Origin of the sequence: Vibrio sinaloensis (assembly GCF_000808535.1) — a bacterium.
GTDB lineage: Bacteria > Pseudomonadota > Gammaproteobacteria > Enterobacterales > Vibrionaceae > Vibrio > Vibrio sinaloensis_D.
Genome location: NZ_JWLV01000001.1, coordinates 625,313 through 642,532, shown reverse-complemented (window position 1 = coordinate 642,532; position 17,220 = coordinate 625,313). Strand labels below are relative to the sequence as shown.

The window sequence follows — 17,220 nt, the reverse complement described above, 5'->3', positions numbered from 1 at the left end:
CTTTTGAAAGGAATACAGGTTACAGTGTGGCGATTGTTCAAATCGGTCTGTATTGGCCTTGCTACATACATGAGCTTCGTGGCAACGACCCTGGCTGAAGAAAACACCTTCAACATGACGCAAGGTGTGACGGACATTAGCGGCCAAGTTTACGATTTGCATATGCTGATTTTTTACATCTGCGTTGCGATTGCCGTCGTTGTGTTTGGCATTATGTTCTATTCCATGTATCACCATCGTAAATCGAAAGGGGCGGTGGCGGCTAATTTCCATGAAAGCACCAAGGTGGAAGTGATTTGGACGGTGATTCCGATCATCATTTTGGTCCTGATGGCGATCCCCGCAACGAAGACTCTCGTTGCAATGGAAGATACCTCGCAATCGGACCTTACGGTGAAGATTACCGGCTCACAATGGAAGTGGCATTACAGTTACTTCAATGAAGATGTCGAATTTTTTAGCCTGTTGGCAACCAGTCAAAAGTCCATCGACGGACTCGAAGAGAAGGGAGCCCATTACCTTCTGGAAGTCGATAACCCCTTAGTCCTCCCCATCAATCGTAAAGTCCGTTTTTTGATGACGTCGGACGATGTTATTCATTCTTGGTGGGTGCCCGATTTCGCAGTCAAAAAAGACACCATTCCCGGTTTTATTAATGAAGCATGGACGCGAATTGATGAGCCCGGCATTTATCGAGGCCAGTGCGCAGAGCTTTGTGGTCGAGCACATGGCTTTATGCCTATCGTGGTGCACGCTATGGAAGAAACGCAGTACGACCAATGGCTTGCGGATAAGAAAGCGGAAATCGAACAAGCGAAGCAAGAGGCTGCGGCGTCATTGACTGCGACGCTCTCAAAGCAAGAACTGATCGACATTGGTATGCAAGTCTATGTTGACCGTTGTGCTGTGTGTCACCAAGCAAATGGTGCGGGTATTCCGGGTGCATTCCCTGCGATTACCGGCAGTGCAGTCGCAACTGGAGACATCAGCGAACACATTGATGTGATTGTTAATGGCCGCGCAGGCACGGCGATGCAGGCGTTTGCCAATCAGTTGACAGATAAAGAAATCGCTGCGGTTGTCACCTACCAAAGAAACGGTTTGGGTAACAACGCGGGTGATGTGGTACAAGCTGCTGACGTGAACGCATTCAAAGCGGCGCAATCTGGCGCATCTGAGGAGGCACAATGAAAACGCCCAAACCTGAGTTATCAGAACAGATCAAATCTGCTCCAGCAGCCGACGCGGAGATCAGCCGAGCGAACAGTGCGATTGTCGTTGAAGAGCACGATCATCATGGGCCTGCTAAAGGGATAACGCGTTGGCTCTATTCCACAAACCACAAAGACATCGGGACGCTTTACCTGTGGTTTAGCTTCATCATGTTTTTGACCGGAGGCGCGATGGCGATGATCATTCGTGCCGAATTGTTCCAGCCAGGCTTGCAATTGGTGGATCCTCAGTTCTTCAACCAAATGACGACCGTTCACGGCTTGATCATGGTATTTGGTGCCGTTATGCCGGCCTTTACTGGTTTGGCAAACTGGATGATTCCAATGATGATAGGGGCGCCAGATATGGCTTTGCCTCGCATGAACAACCTCAGTTTTTGGATTCTTCCCTTTGCGTTTTTGATTCTTATTGCGTCGCTGTTTACCGAAGGCGGAGGCCCTGATTTTGGTTGGACTTTCTATGCGCCACTGTCCACCACGTATGGTCCAGACAGCACAGCCCTGTTTGTATTCTCGGTACATATCATGGGGATTAGCTCGATCATGGGAGCGATCAATGTGATTGTTACCATCGTCAACATGCGCGCCCCTGGGATGACTTGGTTCAAAATGCCAATGTTCGTTTGGACTTGGTTGATCACCGCGTTTTTGCTTATCGCTGTGATGCCCGTGCTCGCTGGGGCGGTGACCATGGTGTTGACTGACAAATACTTCGGCACTTCGTTTTTTGATGCGGCTGGTGGGGGCGACCCTGTGATGTTCCAGCACATTTTCTGGTTCTTTGGCCATCCAGAGGTGTACATCATGATCTTGCCATCGTTTGGCATTATCTCCGCGATTATTCCTGCATTTAGTGGTAAAAAACTGTTTGGCTATCATTCGATGGTCTATGCGACTTGCAGCATCGCGCTGCTCTCATTCTTGGTCTGGGCGCACCATATGTTTACCACGGGTATGCCGGTGTTTGCAGAGCTGTTCTTTATGTATTGCACCATGTTGATTGCGGTGCCGACAGGCGTGAAAGTGTTTAACTGGGTAGCCACCATGTGGCGAGGTGCAATGACGTTTGAGACCCCGATGCTATTTGCCATTGCGTTCATTATCTTGTTTACCATCGGTGGATTCTCTGGGCTTATGTTGGCGATTGTCCCTGCGGACTTCCAATACCACGATACCTATTTTGTGGTGGCCCATTTCCATTATGTGTTGGTCTCTGGGGCCGTATTCTCGATTATGGCGGCCGCTTACTACTGGTTGCCAAAGTGGACGGGACACATGTATGACCATAAGTTGAGTTTGTGGCATTTCTGGTGCTCGGTTATTTCGGTCAATGTGCTGTTTTTCCCGATGCACTTCTTGGGTTTGGCGGGCATGCCACGCCGAATTCCAGACTATGCGATTCAGTTTGCTGACGTAAACCAGATTGTCTCCATCGGCGGTTTTGCTTTTGGTCTATCACAGCTGATTTTCCTCTGGTTGGTGATCAAATGCATTCGCGGCGGAGAAAAAGCGCCAGCCAAAGTGTGGGAAAGGGCGGAAGGACTTGAGTGGACCGTGCCGAGCCCTGCGCCTCATCATACCTTTGATACGCCACCAAAAGTGGATTAGGGGGCGTTATGAGCCAAGCGAAGTCGAATCAAAAACTGTCGCTGAAGCTGCTAGTGGCAACCATGGCGATGTTTGGCTTCGGCTTTGCGCTGGTGCCTCTTTATGATGTGATGTGTGATGCGCTTGGCATCAACGGCAAAACCAACACAGAATCTGTTCTTCAGCCTCAAGGGATGGTCGCGGATACCTCCCGCGTGGTTCGCGTGGAGTTTATGGCTCATTTAAATCAAGGGATCCCATGGCAGTTTGGGCCAAAGCAAGCCTATATGGATGTCCACCCTGGTGAAGTCATACAAACAGCGTTTGTGGCAAAAAATCTCGCCGCGAAAGAGATTGTTGGCCAAGCGGTGCCTTCCGTGTCCCCAGGATTAGGCGCAACCTATTTCAATAAGATCGAGTGTTTTTGTTTTAATCAGCAACCATTGGCGAGTCAAGACAGCGCCGAAATGCCACTGATCTTTTATATCGAGCCTGATATTCCCGATTCGATCCACACGCTTACTCTCTCTTATACCTTGTATGACATTACTCAGTCTGTAGACGCTTCGTTAGAAGTGGCGTCATTAACTGCCACGTCCTCAATATCCTCAAGACCAAAGCAAGGAGCAGCCCAATGAGCTCAAAACATCAACCTTACTATGTTCCCGCTCAGAGTAGTTGGCCCATTGTCGGCGCGGTTGCCCTGTTTCTGATCGCGGTCGGGGCAGGGCTAACGGTGCAAAACATGGCCGAGGGTGGCGATGGCAGCGTGTTTGGCAAACTTATCTTGTTGGCGGGATTTCTTTTCTTGCTGTACATGTTTGCGGGTTGGTTTAGTAATGTGATTACCGAATCGATGAGCGGTCAATACTCAGAGCAAATCTCGCGCTCATTTCGACAAGGCATGAGCTGGTTTATTTTCTCTGAGATCATGTTCTTTGGCGCATTTTTTGGTGCTTTGTTGTATGCCCGCGTGATAGCCGTCCCGTGGTTAGGTGGTGCCAGTAACAATGCGATGACCCATGAAGTGCTTTGGCCAACCTTTGAAGCGCTTTGGCCTTTGACGACAACGCCAGGGGGCACTGAAACGCAGGCCATGGGCTGGCAAGGGATCCCTCTTATTAATACGCTAATTCTGCTGACTTCTTCGATAACCCTGCACCTTGCGCATACCAACTTGGAGCAAAATAAACGGATGGCGCTGATTGTGTGGCTTGAGATCACCATAGTGTTGGCGTGCTTCTTTTTGTATTACCAAGGCGTCGAATATGCTCATGCCTATCAAGATCTAGGTCTCACGCTTCAATCGGGGATCTACGGTAATACCTTTTTCTTGCTGACGGGTTTCCATGGCATGCACGTGCTGCTTGGTACCACCTTCCTAATTGTTTTACTTGCTCGGATTGCGAAAGACCACTTTACGCCGAAAGATCACTTTGCGTTCCAAGCGGGCAGCTGGTACTGGCACTTTGTTGATGTGGTTTGGTTATGCCTGTTTGTCTTTGTTTACGTGCTCTAGACCGCTAGTAGGGGCGCACGTTTGGGTCGATAAAACCGCTAAGCAATGCGGCAACCATAAGGACGACGGCCAATGCAGAAAGAAACACACGACGACCAAGGTAGAAGCTCATTGGTTTGTCGGGTTGCTGAGTATCTTCGTCGTCTTGTTGTGGTCCTTTGACCATCTCGATCATTGCGCGAGCTAGGTTGAAAATAATGAACAGCAATAACACCACAAGCAGCAATTTGAAAAGAAATACCATGAGGTTGTCCTTAGGCTTTTTAGTAAAGAGACCAACTTTTTGGTTAGCTTTGATATTAACTTTGGTTGTCTTTTCGCTATTGATCAACTTGGGTTTGTGGCAGTTAGGGCGCGCAGACGAGAAACTGGCGATGGAGCAATACCTTAGCAGCCGAGAATTTTCTCAGCCGATATCGATGAGTGAGTTGGAATCCCAGACGAAGGGGTATTTGACTGGCATTAAGGTCAAGGCTCGTCTTACGCCAGTGAGCGGGAAGTATCTGCTACTGGATAACCAAACCTATCAGGGACAAGTTGGCTATCTGGCGATGCAGTTGATGATAAATGAGCAGGGGAAAGGAGTGTTACTCGAACGAGGATTTGTACCAGCAGCGGAGAGCCGCTCAGTGTTGCCTAGGGTTGAGTGGTTAAATCAACCCATCGAGGTGACAGGACGCTTGTATCAACGTTCGAACAACCCTTTGAGTGACCAGCTGCTTGCTGAGCCAGGACCAGTGGTCAGGATTCAAAATCTCAACTTGGAACGATTGGCCGAAGAGTGGCAGCAGCCGTTAGAGCCTTATGTATTTCAGCCCCAAGTTGAAGATTGGACGTATCCTCAACCATGGCAGCCCGTACCAATGACATCATCAAAGCACATTGGCTATGCAGTGCAGTGGTTTGCGATGGCAGCGGCACTGCTTGGGTTAAGTGGTTGGGTGTTCGTGAGAGCGATAAATAAAGGAGTGGCGCATGAGTAATCCAGTGTGGCGAGGAAGAATCATATTTCTCACATTAGTGCTGATGTTCGCATTGCCTGCAATTTTGGCCAAGACAGTGTTAACCAATCATTGGTATCAGTCTGGGGTGACCAATCGAGGCGTGTTGATTGAGCCAAGTGTCAGTTACCAAACTCTCGGCATCGATAACCCCTATGCTGGAAGTCAGTGGCAGTTGGCCTATGTGATGCCGAGTCGCTGTGAGGCATTTTGCCAGCAGCAACTCTATCTATTGGGGCAAAGTCATACCGCGCTTGGCAAGTACCAAGGTCGGGTTTCTCCGGTATTGCTGGTTCGCTCGGACAATGAGGTGATGCCAGAGGTCGCCGAGCAATTTAGCGTGGTTAATGTAAGCGGTAATTTGGACCACTTGGTCTCAGGATTTGAGTATGTGATTGTTGACCCTCTAGGGCAATTAGTCATGCGTTATCCAAAAGTGAAAGCAGAAAGTGACTTGGTCCAACAAAGCAAGGATGTGTTGGCCGATTTACGCAAGCTGCTCAAACTATCGCGAGTAGGGTAAGCGTTCAAACGATTTAAGACAGGGAGCACGTTGATGAAATTGATGAATTTAGTGCGGCTTAGTTTGGCGTTAACCTTTGTCGTGATTATGCTTGGCGCCTATACAAGACTCGCAGATGCTGGATTGGGCTGTCCGGATTGGCCCGGTTGCTATGGTCACCTGACTGTGCCGAATGAGCACCATGAGATCGCATTGGCTAAAACTTTGTACCCTTCACTGACCATTGAAGCAAACAAGGCTTGGCTTGAGATGATTCACCGCTATTTTGCAGGCACGCTCGGGTTGATCATTTTCCTTATTTCGTTTCGGTGTATTCGAGAAAAGAGTTTAGGGATTGGCTTGCCACTGACGCTCTCGTTGGTCGTGGTATTTCAGGCATTGCTCGGTATGTGGACAGTGACGATGAAGTTGATGCCCATTGTTGTGATGGGGCACTTGCTTGGCGGGTTCTCGTTATTTTGTTTGCTGGCGATACTCTATTGGCGACTCAAAGATAAATCGACGCCGTCGACAGCGGTTTTGTCTATCCCGAAAGGCGCGAAGGGACTGGCAGCACTCGCCCTAGTCGTTGTGGTTTTGCAAATTGCCTTGGGAGGGTGGACGTCGTCAAATTATGCCGCCTTGATGTGTACGAGCTTGCCGATTTGTCAGGGGGATTGGACAAGCTATCTCGATTTCTCTACCGCGTTTGAGCTGATTCAACCCCAACACGAAAGCTACGAGTTTGGCACTCTTGATTACGGAGCCAGAATGACAATTCATGTGACCCATAGATTTGGCGCAATACTGACGACGCTTGTGGTGATTGCCTTGGCGTTTCAACTGCTCTCAGCAAAAAGCAAAGTATTGGTTAGAACTGCAGTTTGGCTGGTGGCATTGCTTACGCTGCAACTGCTTCTTGGCATTAGCAACGTGGTGTTTAGCCTGCCGTTGGTCGTGGCTGTTGCGCACAACTTGGGGGCGGCACTGCTGCTGGTTGCAGTACTCAGAGCCAACTATGTGTTGTTTGACCGTTCGACCAGTCGAGTAACCCACTCTGAATTGTTAGATAAGGAAGGTGTACGATGAGTAAAACGATTAACTACACACGAGCGCCGTCTCGCGCCAACTGGCATGTGTATCTTACTCTAACTAAGCCCAAAGTGGTTGCACTCATGCTTCTGACAGCATTGGTTGGAATGTGCCTCGCGGTGCCGGACGCGTTGCCTTTTCAACAAGCCTCATTTGGACTGATCGGAATTGCGTTGATGGCGGGGTCAGCGGCCGCCTATAATCATCTCATCGACCGACGAATCGACTCAATCATGGCACGGACCTATAAGCGCCCGCTGCCGTCTGGTGACATCAAAGCCAGTCATGTGATGATGTTTGCGACCAGTATTGGCTTGATTGGCTTCGTGATTCTTTATGCGTTGGTCAATCCACTGACCGCTTGGCTAACGTTCGCCAGTTTGGTTGGCTATGCGGTGATCTATACCATGTACCTAAAAAGAGCGACGCCACAAAATATTGTCATCGCAGGTATTGCCGGTGCGATGCCTCCACTATTGGGCTGGACTGCCGTCACCGGAGAGTTACATGCTCACGCGTGGTTACTTGTGATGATTATTTTCATTTGGACTCCTCCTCACTTTTGGGCGCTCGCTGTGCACCGCAAAGAGGACTATGCAAAAGCCGACATTCCAATGCTGCCAGTCACACATGGTGTGGAGTACACGAAAACGTCTATCTTGCTGTATACCATTCTTCTGGCGTTGGTCTGTTTGATGCCTGCCTTGGTAGGAATGAGCGGCACGATTTACTGGATAGGATCGGTATTTCTTAGCCTAGGGTTTATTGGTTACGCTTGGAAACTAAAATTTAACCCGAATGAAGGTTCAGCTATCGAAACTTTCAAATTCTCGATCTACCATTTAATGGCACTGTTTGTCTTACTGTTATTTGACCATTATTTAACCTAACTGACTGTTCACACGGTACAACATAGGTTAATCTTTGCAGCCCTTATAGGAGTTGAGTTGAAATCTATGTTGTCGTTGTCAGATTTGTTTGGGAAAAGATTGCTATTGTGGGTAGCGTTAGTCGCTATCGGTGGCTCTGCATCCTTGGCTAAATCGTTTGATATTTACGGTCACATTGTTGCTGGTATGGAAACACTGGTGGGCGGCGATTGGGCAATGCACCTTATCGTAGCCACAACGCTGGGTTTTTTTGCATCTTGGGCAACCCCCAAAAGCTTCTATCAATACTCAAGCGTTCCAATCTCACCTTGGGTCGGGTTGCTGCTTATAGCTGTCACGATCGATGAGTTTTCGCAGATGTATTTCCCGCTTCGACAGTTTTCTTACAGTGACTTGGCGATCAATATCAGTGGTGTCACGATTGGTAGCCTTACTTATCTTTGTTACATGGGCTTTCGTTACCCTGCTTACTTGCGCTGATGGCGCAGAATATGACTTTCTAGCTTTTTAAAGAGCATGGAAAGGGCTAAGCAAATCGTCAAATACGTTAGGCCGACAATCAACCAAATTTCAAAAATTAACCCAGACGAGTTCGCCATCTCGGTGCCGACAAACGTCATTTCTTGAATCGAAATTAGGGACACAATCGACGTGTCTTTAATCAGCGAAATCGCCTGTCCTGCCAATGCTGGCGTTATCGTGACAAGCACTTGCGGCGCAATCACATAGCGATACTTCACCCAAGTGGATAAACCCAGTGATTCTGCGGCCTCCCATTGACCTTTTTCAACGCTGGCTAAACCTGAGCGGACGATCTCTGCTACGTAAGCCGAAGACAGAATACCAATGCAAAGCACGCCAGAAAGCAAGTTTTCCCACAGCGCTGCGGGACCAAACAACAGAGATTGCAGTGAGGTAATGTCACCGGAATGGTTTCTGAGTATTTCTCCTAGACCTAATAAAGGGATTAATTGGTTTGAGATAAAGAAATAGAAAATAAACACAAACACCAATGGCGGAATGTTGCGAACTAACTGGATGAAAATATTGATAGGCTGACGGATGAGGGTAAACCGCGATTGCCTACCGATACCAAGTAATGTCCCTAGGGTGAAGGCGAGTACACCTCCCCAAATACTTAGGCGCAGTGTCGCGACCAAACCTTGAAAAAAGTAGGGCAGTGAGCCATCGGACCGAGCGGTAAAAATGAGGTCAAAGGCTTGTTGCCATCGCCAATGGTAGTTAACGCCAATTGAAGAGCGGTAGTAGAGCCAGCCAACAAGAAGCGCTAAGCCAAACAATAGAGTGACGTCTAGCTTATTGAACTTGAATTTGCTTGCTGCAACAACGGGTGCAGATGCGGATTGTACATTACTCACTTTACTACCACTTCGTTATGTTTATTGACCGTTTGCGACTTGGTTTTGCCAATCTAGTGTGGAGAACCAGTACTCATAGCGCTCGTTTAACCAACCATCTTGAGTTCTGGCGTTGATCCACTCATCGAAAAAGGCTTTTTTATCCTCTTCCCCTAAACGAACTGCAAAGGCTTCATTGCCTTTAGACAAACGCTCTGAGAAAGGAATAAACAGTTTATCGGCATGTTTGACCGCTTCATGCTCTGGTTTCGGACTCGAGGCGATCACCGCGTGTGCGTTGCCATTGAGGACTTCTTGGAATGCTTGTGCGTCGTCATCAAATTGAAGGATTTTTGCTTTCGGGAACGTTTCTCTAGCCACTTGAACGGTAAATGCCCCGCGTCTGGCGGCTATTTTTACGCGGCGAGAGTCGAAGTCACTGAACTCTGTAAATCCGGCTGCGAGTTCTGTGTTCGCGGCTACTTGAACCCCTGAGTGCGAGTATGGCGTCGAAAACAACACGCTTTTTGAACGCTCTGGCGTGACGCTCATTCCGCCGATAATGACATCGAACTTCTGTGCCAATAGAGCGGGAATAATGCCATCCCACGCAGTAGGTACGAACTCGACTTTCCAGCCAGAGTCTGCGGCAAGGCGCTTGGCAACATCGATTTCAAAGCCAATCAATTCACCTTGAGTGTTGCGCATAGCCCAAGGGACAAATGTTGACATACCAACGTGCAATGTACCGCGCTCATTGATTTTATCGATGTTGGGCGTGTCACTCGCCATAGAAGGCAGTGCAATCGCCAATCCAAGCAATGCGGTAATGGCACGCTTGAAACTCTTTTTCGATACGAACTTTCCTAACGTTTTCATGGTTGTTCCTTATTGTGTTCGCCAACTAGCGCCCAATTTGTGCTCAAGGAGAGCAGACAAAGCGGACAATGACAGGGTGAGCAGCAGATAAATCGCTGCGACGGTGAACCAAATTTCAAATGGCATCGCAGTTTCAGCGACGATATTTCTCCCCTCCGTAGTGAGATCAAAAATCGCCATCACAGATACAATGGAGGAATTTTTGACCAACGATACCACTTCGTTGGTCAAAGGCGGCAGCGTCCTTTGCAGCAACTGAGGCAAGATAACATCATAGTAGGTATGAAACGGATTGAGCCCCAATGACTTGGCCGCTTCAAACTGGCCTTTCGATATACTATTCAAGCCACCGCGGAAAATCTCGGCCGTGTAAGCACCTTGAAAGAGGGACAAAGCGAGTACCGCTGTTGCAAAACGGTCTAAGCCAATCACAGGACCAAAGACAAAATAGAGCAGATAGATCTGTACCAGCAATGGAGTGTTGCGGATCAGTTCAATGTAGCCAGTCGCTAGCGCACGCCCGACAACCGAGTTGGACAGTTTTAGCAAAGCGGTGGTTAACCCAATCACTAAGGTAATAAGTAGGCTGATTAACGATATTTTTATGGTGACAAACAGGCCTTCAATAAGCTCAGCAGGCCACCATTCTCCCTCTTCATAAAAGGCAATGTAGTCAGGTACTCGGTCCCATTGCCATTGGTAGCCCATCGTCTTGGCACCTGAATCCAACAGCCACCATAGTCCCGCAGCGAGCAGCAATATCTGAAAAATGGCGGAAAAAACGGGTTTAAATATGTTAACCATGATTAATGACTGAGTATTTGGGTGAGAAACTGCTTTGTTCGTGGATGAGACGGCGCGGTAAACAACTGCTCAGGAGGAGCGCTTTCTAGTACTTCACCTTTGTCCATAAAGATCACTCGATGGGCGACTTTTCTCGCGAAACCCATCTCGTGGGTCACGCACATCATTGTGATGCCGTCGTTGGCAAGGTCGATCATTACATCAAGGACTTCCTGAATCGTTTCAGGGTCTAGGGCTGATGTTGGTTCATCGAACAGTAAAATTTCTGGTTGCATGCACAAAGAACGGGCGATAGCGACACGCTGTTGTTGCCCCCCTGAAAGTTGGATTGGGTATTTAGATGCTTGCTCAGCGATGTTGACCCGCTCTAAGTAATGCATTGCTCGTTGTTGGGCTTCGAGCTTAGAGAGCTTGAGGGTTCGAACAGGGGCCAGTGTTAAGTTCTCTAACACAGTTAAATGAGGAAAGAGATTAAAGTGTTGGAACACCATACCCACTTTTCCAGGTGGGACTTGATCAATGGATGAACCGAGAACAGAGATCTCGCCTTCCGATACGCTTTCTAGCCCATTGACTGTTCGTATCAGGGTGGACTTACCGGATCCAGAAGGGCCACAGATCACCAGAATCTCTCCCTTGGATACCGAGAGTTGGATGTTTTTTAGGGCTTGGAATTGCCCATACCATTTGCTGACATTCGAAAAATTAATCGCGGTCATGACGATACTGCGTTGTTTTTATAGTGGTATTACCATAGCAATATCAATCGGATATTGCATCACACATAGCGAATATCTGCCGCTAAATCGTGGATTTTAACCGCAAATTACCGGGTGTAATCTAATTTTTACACTAATCGTAAAGTGTAAAATTGGTGGAAATATTGCCTTTTGATGAAAATAGTGGTTGCAACCTTGGTTTTTGATAGATAAGTTACAAGGAACAGGAAAAACACGTTGAGCAATTATGCATCAACCCGTTGGATGCTGGCGCTCACGCCAAGAGAAATAGGAAGTAGTAGCAATGTTCCAGACAGATGATGTACGAATCAGCAAAGTAAAAGAATTATTACCACCAGTTGCTGTTTTAGAGAAGTTTCCAGCAACAGAAACCGCCTCTTCAACCACGTTTCGCTCCCGCCAAGCGATTTCAAATATTTTAAAAGGTGAGGATGACCGCCTGCTTGTTATCGTTGGTCCGTGTTCTATCCACGATCCAGAAGCCGCGATTGAATACGGCAAGCGTTTAAAGGTGCTACGCGATGAATTGGGCGACCGACTTGAAGTTGTCATGCGTGTGTATTTCGAAAAACCACGTACGACAGTGGGCTGGAAAGGGCTGATCAATGACCCTTACCTAAACGATACATTTAAGATCAACGATGGTCTGCGTATGGGCCGTAAGCTGCTTCTCGATTTGACGGATATGGGGCTCCCAACTGCAAGTGAATTCCTCGACATGATCACACCACAGTATGTGGCAGACCTAATCAGTTGGGGGGCAATCGGCGCTCGTACCACAGAATCACAAGTGCACCGTGAACTGGCTTCGGGTATTTCATGCCCAGTGGGTTTCAAAAATGGTACTGACGGTAATATTAAGATTGCCTCGGACGCGATTCGCAGCGCAAGTGCATCTCACCATTTCTTATCTGTTACCAAGTATGGTCACTCTGCGATTGTAGAAACCGCAGGTAACCCAGATTGCCACATTATCCTTCGTGGCGGAAAAGAGCCTAACTACAGTGCAGATCATGTTGGTTCGATCAAGGCTGAGCTTGAAGCTTCTGGCCTTCCTCAAAAAGTGATGATCGATTTTAGCCATGCAAACAGCTCTAAGCAGTACCAACGCCAAATGGTAGTGAGTGATGATGTCGCAGGCCAAATTGCCGGTGGTGAAGAGGCGATCTTTGGCGTGATGATTGAATCTCACTTGGTTGAAGGGCGACAAGACCTAGTGGACGGCGTTGCGCCTAACTACGGTCAATCGATCACTGACGCGTGTATTGGCTGGGAAGACACTGAGAAAGTGTTGCGCCAATTAGCCGATTCGGTCCAAGCTCGCCGAGACAATAAGTAAACTAACCTTTTAGCGATACAAAAGCTCCTTCGGGAGCTTTTTTGCTTTTTACAGCTGTATGGTTATACTGCGCTAGTTGATCATAGAAGGGATGAATTATGTTGATTAGAGTGAGCCTGTTGCTCTTGCTGTCGTTCTCTTCGCTGAGCTGGGCGAACAGTCAAACGTCGCCGCTATTTCTCTACTCGCTGGATAATCCGGTCGAAGAAGATCTTCATCAACCTGAAAAGAGTTATTCGGATGAAATACTCGTAAAAGATGAGACTCTGCCAATCGAATATCGACAGCCGTGTGATGTCAAATGTGGGGTAAGAAATACGAGTTTGTTCGTGCTTCAAATGGTCGCGGAAGCAAAAGCGGATCAGGAATATCGAACCCGTTTGATTTTGCCAAACGACCAACCTTAAAAAACGAGCTCATTTGAGCTCGTTTTTCTATTTAGATTATTTTCCCAAGTAACCCACTACGACTTTATCGTTGCCAAGGGTACGAGAAAATACATAGGCGGACTCATTCGGGATGAGCTTGTGTTGACCGGCACCAATGGCTGGGTGTCGTTGTCTAAACTGGCCGAGAGTTTGCCAATGTTCTAAAAGGGCTTTGCGCTCGGTGTCGAGTTTCCACAGCATGTCTGAGCGAGTGCCTTGGTGGAAATCATCGGCGTATGGGCCAAGCTCACGAGCGATTTCATCCCCGTAGTACACTTGAACGGCGCCTGGACTTAGCATGAGCGCATTGGCAGCGTTGCGCTGCATTTCAAACGACTTGAAGCGGTCGAAAAATAGCTCTGTGTCATGAGATGACATGTAGCTTACCGGCGTAAAATCAGGCGTTTCTTGCATTGAATCAGCATAATTTTGATAGGTATCCTGCATTTGGCTAAAACATGCGGCACCTTTATCCAGTTTTTTCTGCATATCAAAGTTGATCAATGCGTCAAAGCCATCATCCACGTACGGAGAGCGATACGCCGAATGGCCCCACACTTCTCCCATCATCCAGAAAGGCTCGCCTTGTTTACCGTTTTCTCTACGCCACTGTTCAAGGCTCTGGGAGGCGGACGCTTTGAGTCTGCGCCACACATCTCCTTCAACATGCTTGACGGTGTCTACGCGAAAACCGTCAATACCAAAGCGTTTGACCCAGTCAGATTGCCAACTGATTAAGTAATCAGAGACGGTAAAATTATCTCTTTTGGTGACTCGTGTTCCTGGATTATCGAGTAACCACTGAGGCGGCGTGACGGGCTGGTCGGCTTCGGTGAGAAAGTCGGGTAGGCCTGCTAATGTCATGGTGATGTCACTTGAGCCCGGTTTCGAGTAGCCAGGCAGACCAGTTCGAACCCAATCCGGCCCCCACCAGTTTACCCAATTGTCGCTTTGATAGTTGATCGCTTGGTGGTAACTATGCCAGTTCTCACTGCCATTTGGAGACCATTGTGCCCATTTGCTTGGCAGTGATTGCGGGTTAACAACATCAATGTTGTCGAACTGGAGATCCGCTAATGTGGAATATCCAGAGTGGTTGATCACGGCATCGAGGAAAACTTTTATGCCTCGCTTGTGAGCTTCGTTGACCAAGACTTCTAAATCATTATCGTTGCCAAAGTTTTCATCTATCTTGGTGAAGTCTCGCGTCCAGTAACCGTGGTAGGCATAAAATGGGAAGCTGCCTTTTTCTCCGCCCCCCACGAACCCATGGACTTGCTCAACAATCGGTGACAGCCAGATCACATCGGTTCCTAAGCTTTTTATGTAGTCTAGTTTTGCTGTTACGCCTTTTAGATCACCACCGTGGAATGTGCCCACCTCTTGTTTGCCATCTTTCTGTCGGCCATAGCTTTGGTCGTTGGATGGGTCAGCATTATTAAATCGATCCACCATCACAAAGTAGATATTGGCGTTGCTGTAACTAAATGGAAAGGCGTTAGGTTGGCTTTCTATCGGTTCTAGGAGAACCAGCCCCCCGCTTGTTTGCGCTGGGCTAAGTGTGACCTTCCCATTTTCAACCATGACAACTTGTCCGCTGAATGCCTCTTTTAACTTTGTGCCATCAGGATAAGTTTCGGCGAGATCCAACGTTGCAGGCTCGGTTGACAATTGTTCACACTGCACATTGGGAATCGGGCGTTTAAATACGGTTTGCTTACTTTTTTTGGCTTCTCTCGCGATGGCGATTGTTTTGTTTTCTTCATCGTAAGAAAAGGAGTAATCACCAGCGAAGCGAACGTTGAGGTCAAGCAGTGTTTCTTTACCGCAGTTCAACTGCAAAGGGCGGCGAAACTTCACTTTTTGTTCGGCAGGCGCCTCGCATTCCCCTTCAACATCTGAAATTTTTAGCTGGTAGAGTTGTTTGGTGAGTGGCAGAACGAGGGGTTCTGAAGCGGTCAAAGGAAAGTCTCTGCTCGTGGTGGTAGTGCTAACCGATAAGCTAGGCGCAGCAAAGGCCGAAGTGCTTGTCGCGAGCAATATACTCGCCGCGATGAGAGTATGGCAATGTTTCACGTAATAGTCCTTATTTTTATGATAGTTAGCTAATCATAAAAGGAACCGATAAGTGCGACATCATTCTCCCCATCTACGCCCTAAAATGGGCGATAGATCACCCATCTATCACAGAGTAGGAAGCCATATTGAGAGGGGAAATCAGGTAAGGCTGTTCGGGTTAGCCATCCGCGTTCCACCTAGGAACAGGCTGAGCTTGTATGTGTGCGGTGTCGCTCATTTGGTAGAACACTGCAAAGTCTTCAGGCTTAATCGGTCTGGCGTAGTAAAAACCTTGGATGTATTTAACGCCAAGTTGCTCGAGTTGTTCGATTTGATATTCGGTTTCCACGCCTTCCGCAATCACTCTCATCCCCAAGTCTGTCGCGAGTTGAATCATCGATTTCAAAACCGGCTTAATATTGGAATCTGAATGCAAACTTTTGATAAACACTTGGTCGATTTTGACCACATCAAATTTCATTTGCCTAATGAGGTTTAATCCCGAGTAACCAGTGCCAAAATCATCAATGGCAATTTCAAAACCGAGTGATTGGATTTGTGTTAAATGGGTGAGTGCTAAATCAAGTTGCTCGGAGGTGAGATCAACGTTCTCTGTGAGCTCCAATAGTATTCTTGAGACCAGTTTTGGATGGCGCTTGGCGTAGTTTGTCAGATATTCGACGAACTCAGGTTTGACGATTTGGTAACGACTGATGTTGATGCTGATGTAGTTATGTTCACAATAGTCTGGATTGCGTTTAAGAAAACGAGTGACCTCCCTAAACGCGTATTCTGTTACGCGATCAATGATCCCTAGCTTTTCTGCGAGAGGGATAAATTGCTCCGGAGAAATCTGCCCTTGTACCGGATGGTTCCAACGCACTAGAGCTTCACTTCCCACCACTTTTCTGGAGTGAATATCAACGATAGGTTGCAGGTAGAGTTCGATTTGTTCTTGGTGGATTGCATTAACGAGTGAGTATTCAACGGATCTTTTTACTAATGTTTGGTATCGGATCATCAAGTAGAGCAATGATAAGACTAGGGCGATAGAGACGGTCTCACCCATGTGCGACAAGTAGTGATTTTGGTATGACTCGCTGGTGAGATAAACGCTGATCGACAAAGGGTAAAGCGAGGATGAAAAACTGTAGAGTTTTAAGCCGGGCTGTGTTTGATTGCTTTGGATGACTTCGTTGAGTACATGAATTTGGTATCCATACTTACGCTCTTCAAATACTGGTGAAATGAGTTCCAAAAACTGCTGAGGATGAAGAAGTGCGTTGATGCCTCGTTTCTTATCTGAAGATGAGTAAATAAAAAAGGTTTTTAGTTTGCTTTTCGATTCGGTAAGAGAAATGGTGATGTGTTTGGGGGAGGCGTCAATGCGTTGCAACGTTGAGTTAAAGAGCCGAATTTGTGATGGGCCTTCATTGCTCGTGCAGTAAACGATGCCATCTTTATACAGGCCGATTTCTTTCAACATTCTCGAGTTGAAAACCTTTGCCCTTAGCGCCAGTTTGTCTTGTTCGCTGCAATCATCCCCAACTTTGATGGCGAGCGTCTGCAAATCATCCGCCATGGTATCGATATAACGTTCTAGTTTATTGATCGAATCGCTTCCATCGTTCAGCGCATGTTTGCGTAATTGGTGGTGATTGAAGATGGCCGCGAGTAAGAAAACGCCCACAAATATCGATGTGACCGGCAATAGCACCGGGAAATGACTCCAAATCTCTTTGAATCTATTTTCAACCATAAAATTGCGTTTTTTCATATCGCGCTCAATCG

The 17,220-nt window shown here is 47.6% G+C and carries 18 protein-coding genes; 11 read left to right on the top strand and 7 right to left on the bottom strand.

The window, feature by feature from the left end:
- The first annotated feature begins 69 nt into the window (after positions 1 to 69).
- The 4 genes from coxB to RJ47_RS02775 are packed head-to-tail and all read left to right on the top strand — an operon-like array spanning position 70 to position 4,338.
- Positions 70 to 1,191: a cytochrome c oxidase subunit II gene (gene coxB, locus RJ47_RS02790; RefSeq protein ID WP_419831519.1), complete on the top strand. Its 1,122-nt coding sequence runs from the start codon at positions 70 to 72 to the stop codon at positions 1,189 to 1,191.
- Positions 1,188 to 2,840 (top strand): cytochrome c oxidase subunit I, encoded by a 1,653-nt coding sequence (gene ctaD, locus RJ47_RS02785; RefSeq protein WP_005469993.1) that lies wholly within the window; start codon positions 1,188 to 1,190, stop codon positions 2,838 to 2,840. Before coxB ends, ctaD begins: the two co-directional genes overlap by 4 nt.
- An 8-nt stretch (positions 2,841 to 2,848) precedes the next feature.
- Positions 2,849 to 3,457, top strand: a complete 609-nt coding sequence (locus RJ47_RS02780; protein WP_039481175.1) for a cytochrome c oxidase assembly protein — start codon at positions 2,849 to 2,851, stop codon at positions 3,455 to 3,457.
- Positions 3,454 to 4,338: a cytochrome c oxidase subunit 3 gene (locus RJ47_RS02775; protein WP_039481173.1), complete on the top strand. Its 885-nt coding sequence runs from the start codon at positions 3,454 to 3,456 to the stop codon at positions 4,336 to 4,338. The genes RJ47_RS02780 and RJ47_RS02775 overlap by 4 nt, the downstream gene beginning before the upstream one ends.
- A 4-nt stretch (positions 4,339 to 4,342) precedes the next feature.
- Here RJ47_RS02775 and RJ47_RS02770 read toward each other — a convergent pair whose 3' ends face one another.
- Positions 4,343 to 4,582, bottom strand: coding sequence for a DUF2909 domain-containing protein (locus RJ47_RS02770; protein WP_038135052.1), 240 nt, complete (start codon positions 4,580 to 4,582; stop codon positions 4,343 to 4,345).
- Positions 4,583 to 4,631: 49 nt separating this feature from the next.
- Here RJ47_RS02770 and RJ47_RS02765 point away from each other — a divergent pair, with 49 nt between their 5' ends.
- The 5 genes from RJ47_RS02765 to RJ47_RS02745 all read left to right on the top strand — a co-directional run bounded on the left by RJ47_RS02765 (position 4,632) and on the right by RJ47_RS02745 (position 8,303).
- Complete coding sequence (locus RJ47_RS02765) at positions 4,632 to 5,321, top strand: SURF1 family protein (protein ID WP_331415678.1); 690 nt, start codon at positions 4,632 to 4,634, stop codon at positions 5,319 to 5,321.
- Positions 5,314 to 5,862 (top strand): hypothetical protein, encoded by a 549-nt coding sequence (locus RJ47_RS02760; RefSeq protein ID WP_039481169.1) that lies wholly within the window; start codon positions 5,314 to 5,316, stop codon positions 5,860 to 5,862. Before RJ47_RS02765 ends, RJ47_RS02760 begins: the two co-directional genes overlap by 8 nt.
- A gap of 33 nt (positions 5,863 to 5,895) precedes the next feature.
- Positions 5,896 to 6,930, top strand: a complete 1,035-nt coding sequence (locus RJ47_RS02755) for a COX15/CtaA family protein (RefSeq protein WP_039481166.1) — start codon at positions 5,896 to 5,898, stop codon at positions 6,928 to 6,930.
- The gene (gene cyoE, locus RJ47_RS02750) at positions 6,927 to 7,823 is read left to right on the top strand and encodes a heme o synthase (RefSeq protein WP_039481163.1); all 897 of its coding nucleotides are present in this window, start codon (positions 6,927 to 6,929) and stop codon (positions 7,821 to 7,823) included. Before RJ47_RS02755 ends, cyoE begins: the two co-directional genes overlap by 4 nt.
- Before the next feature lie 99 nt (positions 7,824 to 7,922).
- On the top strand, positions 7,923 to 8,303 hold the full coding sequence (locus RJ47_RS02745) for a VanZ family protein (protein ID WP_231565927.1): 381 nt from the start codon (positions 7,923 to 7,925) through the stop codon (positions 8,301 to 8,303).
- Here the strand turns inward: RJ47_RS02745 and RJ47_RS02740 are convergent.
- From RJ47_RS02740 to RJ47_RS02725, 4 genes are read right to left on the bottom strand one after another with little or no spacing between them, the layout of a single operon-like run.
- Positions 8,291 to 9,202, bottom strand: a complete 912-nt coding sequence (locus RJ47_RS02740) for an amino acid ABC transporter permease (RefSeq protein ID WP_039481160.1) — start codon at positions 9,200 to 9,202, stop codon at positions 8,291 to 8,293. The genes RJ47_RS02745 and RJ47_RS02740 overlap by 13 nt on opposite strands.
- A gap of 21 nt (positions 9,203 to 9,223) precedes the next feature.
- Positions 9,224 to 10,060 carry a transporter substrate-binding domain-containing protein gene (locus tag RJ47_RS02735; protein ID WP_039481157.1) on the bottom strand — a complete coding sequence of 279 codons (837 nt, stop codon included), beginning with the start codon at positions 10,058 to 10,060 and terminating at the stop codon, positions 9,224 to 9,226.
- A 9-nt stretch (positions 10,061 to 10,069) separates the two neighbouring features.
- On the bottom strand, positions 10,070 to 10,864 hold the full coding sequence (locus tag RJ47_RS02730; RefSeq protein ID WP_039481154.1) for an amino acid ABC transporter permease: 795 nt from the start codon (positions 10,862 to 10,864) through the stop codon (positions 10,070 to 10,072).
- 2 nt (positions 10,865 to 10,866) lie between these two features.
- Positions 10,867 to 11,583: an amino acid ABC transporter ATP-binding protein gene (locus RJ47_RS02725; RefSeq protein WP_039481151.1), complete on the bottom strand. Its 717-nt coding sequence runs from the start codon at positions 11,581 to 11,583 to the stop codon at positions 10,867 to 10,869.
- A gap of 304 nt (positions 11,584 to 11,887) precedes the next feature.
- Here RJ47_RS02725 and aroG point away from each other — a divergent pair, with 304 nt between their 5' ends.
- Positions 11,888 to 12,943 (top strand): 3-deoxy-7-phosphoheptulonate synthase AroG, encoded by a 1,056-nt coding sequence (aroG, locus tag RJ47_RS02720; RefSeq protein ID WP_005470060.1) that lies wholly within the window; start codon positions 11,888 to 11,890, stop codon positions 12,941 to 12,943.
- Positions 12,944 to 13,041: 98 nt separating this feature from the next.
- Positions 13,042 to 13,350, top strand: a complete 309-nt coding sequence (locus RJ47_RS02715; protein WP_039481149.1) for a hypothetical protein — start codon at positions 13,042 to 13,044, stop codon at positions 13,348 to 13,350.
- A gap of 36 nt (positions 13,351 to 13,386) precedes the next feature.
- On the opposite strand, the gene RJ47_RS02710 is transcribed toward RJ47_RS02715, so the two are convergent.
- Positions 13,387 to 15,447, bottom strand: coding sequence for an alpha-amylase (locus RJ47_RS02710; RefSeq protein WP_156143293.1), 2,061 nt, complete (start codon positions 15,445 to 15,447; stop codon positions 13,387 to 13,389).
- Positions 15,448 to 15,607: 160 nt separating this feature from the next.
- Complete coding sequence (locus tag RJ47_RS02705; protein ID WP_052237902.1) at positions 15,608 to 17,206, bottom strand: EAL domain-containing protein; 1,599 nt, start codon at positions 17,204 to 17,206, stop codon at positions 15,608 to 15,610.
- Positions 17,207 to 17,220 lie beyond the last annotated feature (14 nt).